The following is a 17679-nucleotide window of genomic DNA, read 5'->3' on the forward strand; positions in this document are numbered from 1 at the left end:
TATACAGCCTGGTCCAAACTGTGCCATTTTAATATTATTTGAGTTCGAACCTTAAAGCTCTAGTTGTAGCAGCGACGGGTCTTGTTCATCAAAAATCACAACTTTATCGCGGCCGCCTCGTTTGGCCTGATATAACGCTTGGTCACACTGTACCATCACGCTTTCTAGTTGCTCACCAGGAGTGTATTGGGTTAACCCAGTAGAAATCGACAACCTAAGCCCTTCAAGATCAATTGAATCGATTAACTTTTTAACATTTAAAGATAAGCTTTTTAGCGTTTTTTCAGCATCTAAAAGTGATGTGTGAGGTAATGCAATAATAAATTCTTCACCTCCAATCCTGCCAATAACATCGGTCTGTCTGAAAGTATTTTGGCAAAGTTTGCCAAAGCTTTTTAAGACTTTGTCACCACCAGCATGGCCAAACGTATCATTAATTTTCTTAAATAAATCAATATCGATGATCGCCACAGAAAGCGGGAAATGATGACGATTAGCTAACTCAATTTGCTTTTGCAACAATTCAAAAGCGTTCCTACGGTTTGCCAATCCAGTGAGACTATCTATATTTGCGAGTTGTTCTAGTTTTGAGCGATTTTGAATAGTGCGATACACCAAAACCACCAATAAGCCACAAATGATAAGTGTCGCGCCAAACAGCAAAAGTAATTGTAAGTTTTTCGTTTCAACGTCATTAAGGCTAATTTGTTGGAGTTTGTTTTGCTGCTCTAGTAACCTATTTTCCCGCTCTTTTAGGTCAATTTCGTACTTAGAACGTAGACTATGCAATTGTTGAGTACTTTGCTGATTTAATAACTGTTGTTTCCACGCCACTGTGGCATCCAATTTATTAAACGCTTCTTGGTATTTACCTTCTAAAGCTAATACTTTGGCATGCATCTCTTCCAGAGCAACGTTTTGCATCGGCATGTTTTCTGGGTCGATAAACGTTTTGGCTGCCAGTAAATATTGCCGCGCATTGGTAGGGTTGTGTTCGGCTAATGCAACCTTCAATAGAGATAAATTGGTGTCTAAAAGCATATAAACATTCTGGCTTTTTTCAAAAATGCCAAACACACGCTGTAGTTTAAATTTAGCCCCAACAAAATCTTTTTCGGATAACGAGATTCCAGCTAACTCTTTTAATGCGTAAGCCACCCCTTGCTCATCTCCTACCTGCTCTGCGAATTCTTTCGACTGCTCAAGTTGAGATCGCCCTAGTTCTCGATTACCTACATTTTTATTTGCGCGCCCCAAGCCATATAAAGCAATACTTAATTCAAGAATGTTTTCATTTTGCTGGTGATACTGGGCAGCTTCTTCAAAAAATGGAATTGATAGCGAATCTTCTCCACGATATTCATACACCAACGCAAGCATACCGGCCACATCACCGCTACTCATTACAGTACTTTTAGGCGCTAAATCGTAGGCACGCTGCAAATCATTGAGTGCTCCTTGATAATCCACTAATGAGTTAAGAATTATGCCTCTTACATATAGTGCAGATACTAGCAAGTTAGTATTGTTATTGAGCTCAGCCCATACTAAAGCGGCGTTACTACCCACTAGCCCATTCCTCGGTTTCCCCGAAATATCATAGGCTTGCGCTTCGTTTAGTTTAGTCATGTGAAACAGCCAAGGCTGCGCTTTAGGATCGATGAAAGTTAATGCTGTTTGTGCGTGTTGCAAAGATTCGTTGGGGAAACTCAACAAATAATAAACCATGCTTAAACTTGAGTGATATTGTGCAATCGCTAAATTATCGTGAGTTTCTGAAGGCTCGTTTTGCAATAACCTGTTTAGCACTTCTGTTGGCGATTTCGCTGATAGCTCAATCATCTCATCATAGGGTGATTGCCAGTCATAAATAGGCTCTGCCATAGCAGATAGACTCACTATCCAAAGTGCCCAAAAAGCTATGAATACTTGCTTACACTGAGTCAAAAAAATCCCTTATTATTAAGACACCCAAATAATGAATGCATATTCTAGTTAATTAAAAGCACAAAACATTATGTGTTTTTATACCATGGTCTCCAATCGTTTGCGTGGAATAGTTTTAGTGGATCACTTTGCTTCGATAAGTATTTTGTCAGTTGTAATATGGGAACCAGATATCCGCAAAATAAACAGCTCTCCATAATCATTTTCCGTCATTTTTGTTGCCTTACCACCTAATAGTGAAATGAGTTCAGGTGTGGTATTACTATGACCAACCACTAATGCCGTTTGCTTTTTTGATAATAATTCACTCGCAAAATCAACAAGTTGCTTGGGATCATAGAGTGACATAGAGAGTTCAAGTTGCTGTATCGCGGGTTCAACGGTTTGCTTGGTTCTTAAATAATCTGTGCTGTAAATATGGGTAATATTTTTATCTGCAATAAATTCCGCTAAAGCAATGGCCCTTTTTTTACCGTGTTCGGTCAATTCGGGATTGGGGATATCGGCCTGTTTTTCAAAATGTCTTGTCAGATAAAGTTCAAAACTATAACTATCAAAAGGTATCAAAAACAGCGCTAAAATTATCCAGCTTTTCATTGTTCTTCACCACATTGTTATCGACTAATGTGCAAGTATATAGGTGAGGCAAGTCAAATCAAAACTGTTCACTTTTTGATGCGAACAATGCATTCTTAGCAAAGCACTTAGACTAAGTATTAATAAACTGGGATAGTTAACGCCCAAGAACTAAAAAAGAAGTAGAAATATAATGCCAACATACACAGGAAATATTCGCAAAATGCGTGGAGCTGCTGAAACAGGCTCACTCGTTGAATATCGATTACCTATTGGTGATGAACTAATCAACATGAATCCATTAATTGGTAGCTCTGTGCAAGTGAATTTTACCGGTATTATAAATTGTGTACATTGCGGCACAAAAACCAAAAAGAGCTTTAATCAGGGGTATTGTTATCGCTGCCTAATGAAACTAGCTCAATGTGATACATGTATCATCAGGCCAGAAACCTGCCATTATCACCAAGGTACATGTCGCGAGCCTCAATGGGGCGAAGAAAACTGCATGAATGATCACTTTGTGTATTTGGCCAACACTGGCACCCTAAAAGTAGGTATCACGCGCCACGTGAGCGATGGTGTTTCCAGCCGCTGGATAGATCAGGGGGCTACTCAGGCAGTTCCGATTCTGCGAGTTAAAAACAGATTAGTTAGTGGATTGGCAGAAAGTGTCATTAAGCAACATATCGCGGATAAAACAAATTGGCGAACCATGTTAAAAGAACAGCCAGTACAAGCTGATTTAATCGCCATGCGTGAGCATTTGTTTGGTTTAGTGGAGATGGAATTAGACCAAATTGGCTCAGAACATGGAATTCAGGCGGTCAATTTAGTCGACATGCCAGTGATTGATATTCAATATCCGGTGTCAAAATACCCAACTAAAATAAAATCAATTAATCTTGAAAAAGAGGGGCAATTCGAAGGCAAGTTAAATGGCATCAAAGGGCAATATTGGATGCTTGATAACGATCGTGTCATCAACATGCGCAAATATGCAGGTTATCACTTAGAGATCACTACAGATTAAAATCATTTGCCAAAGTGTGAACTGGATGAACGCAGGTTAAAACGAATCATCCAGTCCATCGAATTAAATCGATTGAAGGTTACTCGACAGACAACCCAGCTTCACTCGCCTTGTCTAGCTCCTCGTCTAAACGTTTGGCTTCATCTGCTCTGGGCTTAGTAAATCTGGCCAGCCCCAAATACAACACCGGCGTCAAATAAAGTGTAAATACTACTGCAATACCTAAACCACCGAAGACTACCCAACCTATGGAGTTACGTGCTTCAGCGCCCGCTCCGGTTGATAAAATCAATGGTAGGCCACCAAGAATAGTTGAAACTAACGTCATCATAATAGGACGTAATCTAACCTTACCGGCCTCTACAATAGCGTTTTTCACACTATATCCTTGGTCGCGCATTTGGTCGGCAAACTCAACCAATAAGATACTATTTTTAGCCAACAAGCCTATTAGCATTACAAGTCCAATCTGCGAATAAATATTAATCGAGATACCTGTTAAGTACAGGGCAAAAAGCGCGGCGGCTATACCGAATGGCACGGTTAAAATTACCACTATCGCACTATTAACACTCTCAAACTGTGCAGCTAACACTAACAGAACAATAATAAACGCTAAGACATAGGTCATTAGTACCTGCTGTGATGTTTCCTCAAAGGTTTTTGCTTCTCCTAAGAAAACTAAGCCAATTCCCGGAGGTAAAGTGTCTTGAGCCAACTGCCGAATACTTTCTACTGACGCTTGCATAGAGGACTCATCGATAAGTTCCATTTCGATTTCTATGGCTCTTCGTTGCGCATGTCGCTCTAATTCAGAAGCGACTCCCTCTTCGGTAATGTAAGCCAAACTGGAAAGCGGAACTAAGCCCCCGGTGCTGGAGGATACATAGAGATTAGTGAGATCTGATGGGTTACTCAAATTCGCATTCGACGCTTGCAATATAATAGGAATAGCCTGATCGCCCACGTTTAAATCAGCAACATCATCACCATTTATTGCCGCTCTCAATGTGGTTGATATATCTGCAAAAGAAACACCCAACTCCTCAGCACGACGACGATCAATATTCACTCGCAATTGCGGCTGTGTCGGCTGATAGGAAATTTGAATATTACCAAACCCCGAAAGCTGTTCTTCAACTTTGGCTTTAAAGTCCAACGCCGCTTGATAAATTTGAGCATAATCTTCGCCGGTTAGAGCCAACTCTAAGCCCCCACCTTGGCCTCGTAAATTCAAACTATTTGAACCGAATGCACGCCCGGGCGCTCCGGGAATCGAATTAATTTTAGGTTGCAGTTGATCAATAATTTCTTGCTGGGATTGTCTCCGTTCATCCCAAGGAACTAATGGAACAGTGATAAAAACAATATTCGGGTCCCATCTTCCAACAATCGTTAAAATTGATTTAATTTCACCTTCTTCAACAAACGGCATCAGTGCGTTTTCCATCTGCATGGCTTGTCGATCCATAAAGTTAACGCCTACACCATCGGGCCCACGGGCAAAAATACGAATATTTCCGCGATCTTCACTGGGCAGCAATTCATTATCTAGAGACTGATATAGATAACTCGCGTAGCCAGCAGCAGCCAATGACAAGAGCACGATCAACCAACCGTATCGTAAGCTCCAAGACAAACTGCGTTCGTATCCATTGCCACACCAGGTTCCAAACTTGCCTAAGAAGTGTTTTGGATTTTTCTTAAGAGGTAAACGCGCGGTTAACGCTGGCACTAGTGACAAAGCGACAAACGATGAGATAATCACTGAGCTTGCCAACACGCCTCCAAATTCGCGAAATAAGCGCCCGGCGGTAGATGGTAAAAAGGCAATGGGAATAAATACTGCAGCTAACACCGCTGTGGTCGCCACAACGGCAAAAAACACTTCTCGACTTCCGATAACCGCCGCCGCTCGAGCCCCTAGCCCCAAAGAGCGACGACGTTGAATGTTTTCAGATACGACGATCGCATCATCAACAATTAACCCTGTCGCCAACACCAGCGCCAACAAGGTGAGGATATTTATGGAAAATCCGAGCATCCACATCACCGCCAATCCACCTACCAAGGATACGGGAATAGCTAACGCAGGTACGATGGTAGCCCTACCTGAACCGATAAATACCCACAGAGTCAAAACCACTAGCCCTATGGTAAAGGTTAAAGAAGTAATCACTTCTTCTACCGAGCCTCGAATAAATTCGGCATCATCGGACGTGACGGTAATATCTAACTCAGGAAAGCGCAGTTGTTGCTGCTTGACCATTTTCAGCACTTCGTCAGAGATTTCGATGGTATTGGAACTTGCCTGTCGCAATACGCCTAAGCCGATGACTGGCGTCCCATCTAAGCGAACTAAACTTGAAGCATCCGCTGGGCCAAAGTATACGCTGGCTACGTCGCCAACACGCGTGTCGCCGCGTATCACAATATTTTCAACTTCATCAGTGGTAACCGAAGTCGCATCTGCGCGCACTATCAAGGTTTGATCAGTTGATCTAAGACTTCCTGCTGGAACATCAAAGGGTGCCAGTTTAAGTGCATCTGAAACATCAGTAACAGACAATCCAAAACTCGTCAGTCGCAGCGGATCAATTGTCACTCGCAGGACTCGCTCGCGGTCACCATTGAGTCGAACATCAGCCACACCTGGTATGCTCAAAAACATCGGCGCTAAATCAGTTTCCACCATTTCAGTTAAGGCTTCTGTGCTCATGCTGTCACTGGAAACCGCTAAATTCACAACTGCTTCTGCATCATTATCCGCTTTAATGATAGATAGCCGTTCCACCTCATCAGGTAGCTCTCTTTGTACACGACTAACGGCCTCACGGGTTTCGTTAGCTGCATCTTCTAAATTGACTCCCGGACGAAACTCAACTACGGTGCGTGAATTTCCTTCTTCACTTTGCGCTCTGATCGAATCAACACCACTTACTCGTGCAATAGCCCCTTCTAGTCGACTGGTTACTTCCATATCAACGGTTTCTGGTGAACCTCCAGGATAACTAGCGGTGACGGTGAGGCGCGGACGGTCGACATCCGGTAATTCCCTGACTTCTAATCCGCTTAACGCAGCAATACCCGCGATCATAATTAGCAAGTTGATCACAACAATTAGAACGGGTCTTCGCACCGATAACGAAGGTAAATCTTGTTGATGATGGGTGGGTGAACTCATTAGTCTGCCTCCTGAGCCCTGACGTCAACTGCTTGCCCTGGTCTTAACCTTTGTATGCCTTCCACAATTAACTGATCGCCAGCATTTATGTCACCTTCGACCAAGAGAAAGCCGCGCATACGTTGCTTAATTTGCACGTCCACTTTTACGGCTTTGTCATCTACGACTTTCCATATATATGCACCCGTTGCGCCCCAGGAAAGCCCTGATTCAGGCACAACCGGAAAGTTTTGTCCTAATACACTAATATTGACTCTAAAACTCATCCCGGGTCTGTAGCTATCATTTTGGTTATCTAAAATAGCACGAGCTAAAATCGTCCTATCCGTATTACTTATTCTGGAATCTAATTGAGCGATATTGGCCTCTAACGTAGTGTCACGATTAGTCCAAGGTTGTACAGTTACGATACTATTTTGGTTAAGCGTGTTAGCGGCAGATTCTGGCGCTCTGAAATTGATAAACAGCTGACTACGATCGTCTAACGTGGTGATTAACGTTTGCAAAGTAATACGATCCCCGACTTCAACATCGGTAAGCCCTACGTAACCCGTAAATGGTGCTAATACCATTCTGTCTTGCAATTCAATTTCAGCGTCAATCACATCCATTTGCGCCAGCTCTTTTGCGGTTGACGCAACATCCAGTGCACTCTCGGTAACTGCACCTTTGCTGCTACTTTGTTGTAGTCGAGTTAAATTTCGGGTTGCATCTGCAAGTTGAATTTTAGCGCGTTGCAATGCTGCTTTTTGACGACGTGAATCAAGCTCTAACAATACCTGACCTTTAGTCACTTTTTGTCCAGGTACGAAGTTTACCGATACAACTCTATCGGCTGCGGCTGGAAATATGTCTACCGACTTTACTGCTTCTGCTGATCCTACCGCTTCAACACTGGTTTTTTGGGAATCTAAATTCACTTTATTAGTAATGACTTCTGTCGGCCCTTGTTGCCCAAACTGTTGAGCGTTGGCGGCATGGATGCGACAAAATGTCATTAATACAAAGATAGATAGCCAAGCCTTAGAGTGGTATTTCATGCAGTATCAACCGTTTAGTGTTTATGAAGTGGTACGAAAATATTTGCTAATTAGATTAAGTGACGATGACCGTAATCATTGGAGTGTTATGTAAGCATTACAATTTATTTAACGCAACTCAGCACAACGCAAAATTATAGGCATTGGTCGATTTTACAGTCATAGAATAGTGTAGATTAATCAATGCCGGTGTATTATTTTTCTGAAAGAAAACTGCGGATAGACTCTTTATAGTTTCGACTCACTTTAATCCGTTCTACTCCTCCTTGTAATTCCAGAAAAAACTCGCCCTTAGTATGGGGAATGACTTTTTCAATAAAGTTAAGATTAACAATAGTAGAACGATGAACGCGTTTAAATACTGAATCATCAAGCTCTTCTAGTAGTTCTTTTAAGGTGATGCGTTTAATATGCGTTTCCCCTTCAGCATGTAAGCACACATAGTCTCCTGCGGCATCGACCCATTCAATATCCGTTTGTTTAAGCACGGTAATCTCATCACGCTCTTTAATAACAATCTTTCGTTCTAAGTTGTTATTTGCCGAATGCTGATTAAGGTCTTCATCGAGTTGTAATGCATTTTCTTTACGACTGATTGTATCGATAGCACCGATAATTGGCGGCTTATTATCTGTTTGTTCGCTGGCCGCCATGCGCTCTTGCGCACGCTCTACCGCTCTTTGAATTCGTTCTGCATCAATAGGTTTTAAAATATAGTCTACAGCGTGCACATCAAACGCATCTAACGCATACTGCTCATATGCGGTAGTAAACACAATCAACGGAACCAATTCACTTTGTAAATTTTTAACGACATCAAAGCCGTTTAGGCCGGGCATTTGAATATCCAAAAATACCAAATCTGGGTTTAAGTCGACGATTAATTCAATGGCTTGTCTACCATTTTTACCTTCACCGATAATCTCTACCTGTTCTAAATCATTCAGCTTTGCTCGCAGCACATTGAGGGCCAAAGGTTCATCATCAACAATAACGGCTCTTATTTTGTTCATGCCAATCTTTCCTTGGTAATTGTACTTTCCACTTTATCCGCTAAATTGTATTCACAAGGAATGTTAATAATGGTTTTTAAACCACCCGAGGGCAATAATGTGATGTCCATCGTATAATCATTGGAATAAAGTGCTTTTAATCGTTCGTCGGTATTTCGCAAACCCACACCACGGCCAGTTGAACTTTTTAACTTACTTTTGGCGATTTTCGCCCCTGATCCAGTATCACTCAATTGTAGGACTAATCTCGCCCCCACGACGTCAGCTCGAAACTCGATAGTGCCGCCTGATTCGCTTTGAGCAATAGCATGTTTCATGGAGTTTTCGATAATAGGTTGTAGTAGAAGGCTAGGTAGAAGAGCCATGCGTGCTTCAGGTGTTATTTCGAAATCTAACTTGAGTCGATCTTCAAATCGTGTTTTTTCGATTTCCAAATATAGGTTTAAGGCGTTTACTTCCGTTTCTAAAGAAATTTTAGTATCCGGATTATTATCCAGTGAATAACGTAAAAACTTACTCAGCTGCACTGTCATCTTTTGCGCTTTGACTGTTTCATTGCTTTCAACCAACGAATTTATGGCATTTAGGGTGTTACATAAAAAGTGAGGGTTCAACTGATAACGTAGCATTTTAAGTTGTGCGTCTCTGGCCACGCTCTGTGCTTTCATCCGTTTTAGTTGCTCTTCTTTAGCTTCAGATTCAGCTTGTAAAAGAATGACGTGCTCAGTCTGTAATAGGTCATAATATCGAATACCATGAAATAGTCCCGCCCAGCACAAAAAGATAAAAATACTGGCAAAATGCCATCCGCCGAACTGGGCCCATTCAGTGTCATCTCCGGTTAAAGACACGAATGCATAGACTCGAGCCAAGGTCCAAATAAAAGATACCGTCATGACAGCGAAGAAACCCAGCACCGCCCGTGAACGGGTGCTCTTGTCCCAAATATGCATGAATACCCAATACAGCACCAACGATAGGACTAAACCAAGAATCGCCTGTAATACGATATGCAGTATGTGCTGCCAAGCAAATGGTCCGTACCAAAGTGTCAATACAGCGAAACTCATGACACTTACAAACAACCAGAAACCAATTTGCCACAGCCAAAACTTTCGAGAAGGCTGAGTAGAAATAAAACGCTTTGTTAAATCGATTATTCTTTCAAACATAATTAACCTTACCACGATAGACCAATATAACATTCGGGCTGATCTATCTGCTAGTTTTGCTGTCCGCTCCACCGCAGCCCTGAACCACTTTAGCGTAAAATTAGCATTAAAAGTAAAAAATACGTTAACGTGATTGAATAATTAGTGGGTATTTCGCTTTATAAATACTCTTGCTGTTCCTCCTTAAACTCGAGCTTAATTTATGACACCTCAAACATCGTTTTCACTATTTTATGTTGCCTTTATTTCATTGATTGCTGCATTAGGTGGGTTTTTAATGGGCTTCGATGCGTCTGTCATCTCTGGGGTGGTTAAATTTATCGAGCCTGAATTTAATTTAAGTAAATTACAATTAGGCTGGGCAGTAGCGTCACTCACGCTGACAGCCACATTATCGATGATGATTTCAGGCCCGCTTTCTGATAAATATGGCCGTAAACGAGTGTTAAAAATCGCAGCATTTCTGTTTCTGCTATCAGCGATTTTATCTGCTGTCGCACCGAGTTTTTTAATTTTAGTATTAGCCAGAATGTTAGGCGGATTTGGGGTCGGAGCTGCATTAATAATCGCCCCTATGTACATAGCAGAAATAGCCCCAGCAAAATATCGTGGTCGCTTGGTTTCGCTCAATCAACTTAATATCGTAATAGGCATTTCAGCTGCATTTTTTACAAATTACTTAATTTTACAGCTAGGAGCGTCGACCCTGGCTGAACAAGATAGTTGGAACATTCAGCAATGGAACTGGCGTTGGATGTTAGGCATAGAAGCCATCCCAGCATTATTGTACTTATTGTCGCTCAATTTCGTCCCTGAGAGCCCGCGCTGGTTGGTGTTAAAAGGGAAACTAGATGCAGCAAAAAAGGTGCTATCAAAAACAGTACCTGACTCCGAACTACAACTTACCTTGAAGAACTTAGATGCCGATTTGAAGAAAAACGATAGCAAACCAAAACGTTCTCTTTTGGTATTACTAAAACCCAATATGCGCTTAGTCATGATTGTCGGTATTTCCATTGCCATATTGCAACAAATCACCGGAATTAATGCCGTATTCTTTTATGCACCGATGATTTTTGAACAAAGTGGATTTGGCACCGATGCATCCTTTATGCAAGCCGTATTAGTCGGTTTAATTAATTTACTATTTACGATATTCGCTATCATTTTAATCGACAAAGTGGGCCGTAAAGCATTGTTAGTGTTTGGGGTGTCCGGAATCGCTATTTGCATGGGGATGATGGCGTTTCAATTTGGCCAAGCCACTTACCAATTGGAACCTGACAGCTTAGCTAAACTATCTGTTGAAATTAATCATAATAGCCAAGCAGCACTGCTTGAAACGACCTATCAAGACGACCTAGAATTTAAAGCTGCGTTGGTGACGCATTTAGGTTCTCAAGACGCCCTAAGATTCGAATCTGAATTGATAGCTGCAGCGATTCAAGTAGATCAAAAATGGGTACTTGCTAGTTTATTAGGGTTTGTTGCTTGCTTTGCAATTTCTCTGGGCCCAGTGATGTGGGTACTATTTTCTGAACTATTTCCTAACCAAATTCGCGGAATTGCCATTTCGTTTGTAGGGCTTATTAATTCTGCGGTTAGTTTTTTAGTACAGTTGGTATTCCCATGGGAATTAGCCACATTAGGGGCTACGTTCACTTTCGCATTTTATGGCTTGTTCGCACTAATTGGTTTGGCGATTATTATCGTTTATCTACCAGAAACGAAAGGTAAATCCTTGGAAGAATTGGAAGAAATGTTAGTGCGGTAGTGCCGTATAACTAGCTTTCTACAAAATAATTTACTGATTATCCAATCAACAGGAAACGAAGTACCTTTAACATCGTAGGAGGAGTTGGCGCTTACCTTTGCCCAGAACAGAGAAAGAGAAATGGAGTGCAAATACACTCCATTTCTCTTCTAAAATAATGAACCTGTGAAACTAAATTAGTTTTCGTGAATAAACAAATGCTGTTTACTTACGCTTAGTTCTACTTTTCTAATTTGCCCTGTGCGATTGAATAACATCTGGCTTTGTTCATCAGATAATTGATTTTGGTGCAAGTTTTCACTTTCGCCATCCACGAAATCTAGCCTTATTTCTGCATTGCCTTGTTCCTTCAGGTGATATACAAATGGCACCTGACACCAAGTAAACCCAATGCTATTGCTGGCAAGTTGCAATTTTTGCCATTGTCCATCCACGTCTAAATAAGTGAATTGAGTAGGTTCTTTGGTAAACTCTTGCGCACGCAATAATGCGGGGTTGAAATACACGCGGCCTTTATTGACATGCAAACCCAATTCGGCAAACCGCGTAAGAATTTCTTCTTTGACTTGCCCTGTCATTCCTGGCTGCTGAGCCCCGGCATGCTTAGGTGTATGTGAATACGGATCGGTAGGAAATGCGCCATATTCTTCAGGGGTTTTATTAAAGCCAATACCTTTGCGAACTTGATAATATAACTCACCTAAACGATGAATCACCTGTTCGCTTTGCTCATCGTCAATCGCTTGGAAAAATTGTTCTTTTACTGCAAGAAGCAGTTTTGAGACCATATGCCAATAAATACTGCCTAATCCCTCAAAACCAAACATGCCGCCGGATCTACCGGTAAATTCACTATGTTTAAACACAGTTTCATAAATTGCTAAAATCGATGAGGCCTGCTGTGAAATTTGCTCGCCATAGTCTTCACTCAGATCATCAAGCAAGGCTGCGACATCGTTGGCATTTTTTAAATCTGCATTAAATCGCAACTGGCCACGTTGATCTCGCATAATCAAGCGTTCGTCTTTATTGGAAAGCATTTGCTGACAGACAGATAAACTATCTAATGCGCCTTGAGGCACGCAATTTTTATCTAAAAAGCGTGTTTGCGTTCTATCTGGATACAACATAAACGTTTGCTGGTCAGCGCGGTAAACATCCGATGCAAACAGTGCTTCTAGTACATTAATCGCTTCTTCGCCCTTAATCGCACCGCTGCTTAATGCAGCAACCTGCCCTTCTAACATAGGATAAAGATGAGCAACATCAGTGCTTTTTTGTTTCAATTCGAGTAAGTTATAAGCATGATACAAGCCGTTATCGTCACGATTACTTTGAATGCAATGATCCACCGCAACCAAAGCATCATTAATTAATCTGTTAACTTGATCGATAGATTGCTCTGTTTTAGCTGAAAAACCTTCTAGTTGGTAAACTTTCGTGCGATATGCTTCACCCGCTTTTCCTAATTGCTGCATTAATTCAAAACGCATTGAAGGAGATATGTCTCCATTTGAAATATGAGAAGCGATATCACTTAACACAATACTGGTATCATGTAACCACTGGCTGACTTCTAAAGACAAGTCAAAATCCTGCTGCTGCTCGGCTAACAGCGCTCTGAAAAAGTGCAAATAGCGACGCATGTAATACAAGGTCACCATAGATAAACCTTGCCCAACTAATGCATTGTTAGCGTCGTTCCATTCAGGTCGTTGGGTATTGAGCCAAATGCCGCCATCAATAACCAAATTGCTGAGCTTACTTAACAAAGGTACTAGAAGTTTTTCAAGTAAGTTAACTTGATACACATCACCTTTCTGGTCCAGCACAAGTTTGCCGTCAGAACCCATCTGCTTAACGCGTTTCTCAATTTGGTTGGCTAGTTCATTATCATAGGTAACCGTATCTTTCGCATTGGCTAACAACGCGTCGAAGTTTTTGATTCGATAAGGCACGTTGGCATAACTAAATATGGGTAGACGTAACATTTGGTGCAGTTTTTCAGGGTGAAACTGATTCGATAGCTCCAACATTTTCAATAAATAGATGATTTGGTGGTCGCCCCAATAGCCGATATAACTCCAAGGATCATCGGGCTCTTCCACTTCCCAGTCGATCCCCTGCTTAGTAATTCTGTAGGGGTTATAACCATCCATCGTAGATGCGTTAAGGAACTTGGCGACCACACTTTCTATAAATTCAGGATAACTAAAAGTTAAGGATTCCCAGTTTTGGAAAATGTCTCGCCAATTACCTTGGTATGACAGTAACGGGTTACCTTGTTTATCCTTCAAATTAATTGCAAATTGATTCCAAGGCCGACTCGGGTCACCATGACGTCGACCAAACGTAACCGGCAAATATTCGAACGCCAAGCGCTGCAATTGAATGTCATCCAACTGACTCACTTTATTTAAAAGTGTCTGTACTGAAATGGTACTTGCCAAACTCGACAGGACATCTTTGTTTGCTAGATAAACCTTTTGGTTAAACGTCTTTATCGTTTTTATAAAATCATCGCGATTAATTTTATATTGGTCTTTAAAAATACCACCTCGTAACACATTAAATAAGGTGTTGGCATAATGATGCACCGTAACTAATTCTTCGTTGGTTTGTTGAAAGCCATCGCTACTCGCCATAATTTTAGCCAAGGCGTCGCTTCCTGAAGCGATTGAATCTAGCAACTTAGCATCAAAGGTTTGCGGCTCTCGAATACTTTCTAGCAATGCTGTTACTTGTTTTTGATCTAATTCAACATTTGCTACCAACTTCCAGTTTTTACGCTGTGCTGCCAACAGGTCAAATTGACTGTTCACTAAATATGCCCCGCGGACCCCGCGGTAAAACGGTCTAGCAGTAATTGTTTGCTGACGTTTGAAATCCGCTATTTGGGATTCTGATAACAAAATATTTTGGTAATCTAATCCCAGACAATACACTACGTTAGCGCGAAGCGATTCACTTGGTTCAGCGCGATCAGTTATACCTGAATATAAGGTGAAAATGCCTACCCCTGTTTGTTCATCTATCTCGGTAAACTTATATGCATCTACCAGATTGCTGGATTGTGATTGAGTAAACCTTGGCGTTCCAGCTGGCAGAATATTTAGAAAACCATCTACCATTTCAACGTTAATGTCGCGATTACCTTGGTTTTCAAATTCGCATGTTCGACAGAATCCAAACTCGTCACTGCTCGCCCATGTATAACGAAATGCCAGTTGTAGAGTGTGATTTATTTCTTCAAAACATACTTTATTACCCAATATATTTTTATAAATATTACGTTCAATGGCGTAGTTATGTTCGCGCAAATAGTTAAACGGTTCCCACTCAACAATGTGTTCATCTGCCGTTATTCTAAAGAGGGTTTTACATCCTGTGTGATGACTACTTTCATGAATTTTATCCACTGTGACATATGGGAAAAGAGCAGTTTCGGGAGATACCCGACCTGCAGTTAAGCCTCCCGTAGAAGACACGAATAGCCAGTGATCACTGTCAGATACCAAACTAATAAAGAACGCTGGCATTTGATCAACATTTTCAATTTTATAATAACGCTCACCGTCTAAATTGACGAATTTGCCAGTAATGGATTTTTGTTCAATATTTTTCATATATTTAGCTGCAGAGTTGTATAAATTCATAAAAGACAAGCTTACTGATTAAGTTCGTAAACTCGTACGTAATCGACTTCCAAACGAACGGGAAAAATGCTGTCATCGATTGGCCCACCAGCACGCCCCCAACCTCCGCCAATCGCAAGATTTAAGATGATGTGGTAAGGATGATCGAAAGGCCAAGCCTCCCAACCCTCACCTTGGTTTGCATAAAAGAAGTAAGGTGTATTGTTGTAAGCGATAAGAATATGCTCAGGTCCCCATTCAATAGAATAAGTTTGGAACTCTTGATTCACTTCATCGCCGATATCTATGCTGGCTTTCCGCTGTTCCCAGTTTACCCAGTAGTAGGCTTTGTTATGCACAGTGCCATGAATGTTGTGCGGGTCGTAACCTACATATTCCATAATGTCTATTTCACCTGAATTCGGCCAGGCATCACATTCACCATTTCCTTGCCAATCGTTACCAGGGCCGCATTTGGTGGCATATTTAAACGCATCGCTTGGTAGCATCCAAATTGCCGGCCAAGTTCCTTGTCCAGCAGGAATTCGAGCGCGAATTTCTGCTTTGCCATACAGAAAATCACCTTTTCCTTTTGAGTGAATTCGGCCTGAAGTATATTCTGCGTTTGCATACTTTTCTTTGTGGGCTTCAATAATCAACACACCGTCTTCGACCCGAACATTTTTAGTCCGGTTAGTGTAGGTTTGATCTTCATCGTTAACTTTTCGAGCAGGCCAAATATCAAAGTTCCATTTATTCTCATCTGGTGCCCCGTCATAATTGAACTCATCGCTCCAAACTAACTTCCAGTCAGTCGTTGGCTGTTGTTTGCGGCGCACTATTATTGCGTGTAAGACAGGATCTTTTTGTTGACCTTTTAACGTAATATTAAGTACACCATCGTTCACTTTTATATTGGGTATTGTGCGATCTAAAGCGGACAATGGTTTGCCATCTCTAGCTTGCATAATATCCAGATTACTTAAGTGTTTTGTGTCCTCAATGAAGATATCGAACAATCGCTTAGATGAATCTAAGTTCGCAGGCTCAGCAAACTTCAAGGTGACGTCATAAATGCCATTTTCTAACGCCAGCGGTAAATCCATATCACCAATTCGGTATGACTCATACAAATAGGGATCCTGACTTCCTTTTATTCCTTTTGATGTGCCTTTTTGCGATTCACTAGAGAGATCATCAGCTTGATACGAAATACCATCATTTCCAATATAATCCCCTCCACCTACATTAATTGCATATTCAATCGATTCTGAATAGGGGGTGTTCACTTTAGTTGTAGCAGTTTGCGGATGAGCCGATTTGACCCTGCTATTGCTATCAACACAAGCTGATATAAAAAGCACAGCAGAAACAAATGGCACTAACAATGTCAATCGATGCGAAAGATAGTTTTGCATTAACTTACCTTGTTGAAAATTCGTTAATTCATTCCAAAAATTCATATCACCTTATGCGTTTTTCTTCGGCATGCAATGTAAACAAGGTAAAGCGGACCAAGCCTGCGGCAAACAGGCAACAACAAGACACAAAATAGCGAAACCCCTTACGCTGCGTGGAGTACAGAGAATATTACGCGATTCAAAGGATGGTTAATTAGAGGTGTATTTTCCCATTCAGTCCGTCCCATCTCCTATTAGTCCCGCCTTATCGATTTTCGCCTCCCCTCCATTAACCTTTGTGTTACAAATTAAAACAGACATTTAACAACTGGTTTGGCGCCTGATGATTCACTGCTATTTATAAAGCAGAAGCATGAGGTCAATAGCCAGTCAAAATCACTTAGGTTTTGTTTTCGGAGAACATAATGAGAATCAAAAGCGTTAAGCACACGACGCGCAGCTTGTCTCTATCAGTAGGCGCAGCAATCGCCCTTTCGTTGACTGGTTGTGGCGGTTCTAATTCAGACACAGATTTAAAAACAGTTGATACTAAATCCCCAGTTCCTGATTGGGTAATGATTTGGAACGATGAATTCGATGGCGATAGTATCGACTCATCGAAATGGAGTCACGAAGTAAACTGTAATGGTGGCGGTAACAATGAACAACAATGTTACACCGACTCAACAGAAAATTCGTTTGTCGCGGATGGCATGCTAAATATTGTTGCCAAGCCAGCACAAGAAGGTGCAGAGTTACCCTACACCTCGGCGAGACTAAGAACCAAGTATAAAGGTGATTGGACCTATGGGCGTTTTGAAATGCGGGCTAAGTTGCCCTCAGGACAAGGGAGTTGGCCAGCGTTTTGGATGTTACCTACTGACGAAGTTTATGGTGAATGGCCA

Annotated in this window: 11 protein-coding genes; 3 read left to right on the forward strand and 8 right to left on the reverse strand. The window is 41.5% G+C overall.

What is annotated here, in order from left to right; all coding sequences use genetic code 11:
- Window positions 1-51: 51 nt before the first annotated feature.
- Together GLIP_RS18495 and GLIP_RS18500 are read right to left on the reverse strand one after the other, a co-directional pair.
- A complete protein-coding gene (locus GLIP_RS18495) occupies window positions 52-1947 on the reverse strand; it encodes a tetratricopeptide repeat-containing diguanylate cyclase (protein WP_008846220.1) in 1896 nt (631 codons plus the stop codon).
- Window positions 1948-2070: 123 nt separating this feature from the next.
- The gene (locus GLIP_RS18500; RefSeq protein ID WP_008846221.1) at window positions 2071-2544 is read right to left on the reverse strand and encodes a SixA phosphatase family protein; all 474 of its coding nucleotides are present in this window, start codon (window positions 2542-2544) and stop codon (window positions 2071-2073) included.
- Window positions 2545-2716: 172 nt separating this feature from the next.
- On the opposite strand from GLIP_RS18500, the gene GLIP_RS18505 reads away from it, so the two are divergent.
- The gene (locus GLIP_RS18505) at window positions 2717-3556 is read left to right on the forward strand and encodes a DUF2797 domain-containing protein (protein WP_040523595.1); all 840 of its coding nucleotides are present in this window, start codon (window positions 2717-2719) and stop codon (window positions 3554-3556) included.
- A 79-nt stretch (window positions 3557-3635) separates the two neighbouring features.
- Here the strand turns inward: GLIP_RS18505 and GLIP_RS18510 are convergent, their stop codons facing one another.
- The 4 genes from GLIP_RS18510 to GLIP_RS18525 form a co-directional block, all read right to left on the reverse strand.
- Entirely contained in the window at window positions 3636-6740 is a 3105-nt protein-coding gene (locus GLIP_RS18510; RefSeq protein WP_008846223.1) for an efflux RND transporter permease subunit, read from the reverse strand.
- Window positions 6740-7780, reverse strand: coding sequence for an efflux RND transporter periplasmic adaptor subunit (locus tag GLIP_RS18515; protein WP_040523596.1), 1041 nt, complete (start codon window positions 7778-7780; stop codon window positions 6740-6742). Before GLIP_RS18515 ends, GLIP_RS18510 begins: the two co-directional genes overlap by 1 nt.
- Before the next feature lie 194 nt (window positions 7781-7974).
- Window positions 7975-8793: a LytR/AlgR family response regulator transcription factor gene (locus GLIP_RS18520; RefSeq protein ID WP_008846226.1), complete on the reverse strand. Its 819-nt coding sequence runs from the start codon at window positions 8791-8793 to the stop codon at window positions 7975-7977.
- Complete coding sequence (locus GLIP_RS18525) at window positions 8790-9965, reverse strand: sensor histidine kinase (RefSeq protein ID WP_008846227.1); 1176 nt, start codon at window positions 9963-9965, stop codon at window positions 8790-8792. Before GLIP_RS18525 ends, GLIP_RS18520 begins: the two co-directional genes overlap by 4 nt.
- 202 nt (window positions 9966-10167) lie before the next feature.
- Here GLIP_RS18525 and GLIP_RS18530 point away from each other — a divergent pair, with 202 nt between their 5' ends.
- Window positions 10168-11739, forward strand: a complete 1572-nt coding sequence (locus tag GLIP_RS18530; protein WP_008846228.1) for a sugar porter family MFS transporter — start codon at window positions 10168-10170, stop codon at window positions 11737-11739.
- A gap of 176 nt (window positions 11740-11915) precedes the next feature.
- Here GLIP_RS18530 and GLIP_RS18535 read toward each other — a convergent pair whose 3' ends face one another.
- Both GLIP_RS18535 and GLIP_RS18540 read right to left on the reverse strand, forming a co-directional pair.
- Window positions 11916-15365: a hypothetical protein gene (locus GLIP_RS18535; protein ID WP_040523597.1), complete on the reverse strand. Its 3450-nt coding sequence runs from the start codon at window positions 15363-15365 to the stop codon at window positions 11916-11918.
- A 41-nt stretch (window positions 15366-15406) separates the two neighbouring features.
- A complete protein-coding gene (locus GLIP_RS18540; RefSeq protein WP_153886376.1) occupies window positions 15407-16792 on the reverse strand; it encodes a malectin domain-containing carbohydrate-binding protein in 1386 nt (461 codons plus the stop codon).
- A gap of 407 nt (window positions 16793-17199) precedes the next feature.
- Between GLIP_RS18540 and GLIP_RS18545 the strand changes: the two genes are divergently transcribed.
- Window positions 17200-17679 (forward strand): glycoside hydrolase family 16 protein (locus GLIP_RS18545; protein ID WP_040523599.1); only part of this gene is annotated, 480 nt, incomplete at its 3' end.

It is taken from the genome of Aliiglaciecola lipolytica E3, assembly GCF_000314975.1.
GTDB classification, from domain to species: domain Bacteria; phylum Pseudomonadota; class Gammaproteobacteria; order Enterobacterales; family Alteromonadaceae; genus Aliiglaciecola; species Aliiglaciecola lipolytica.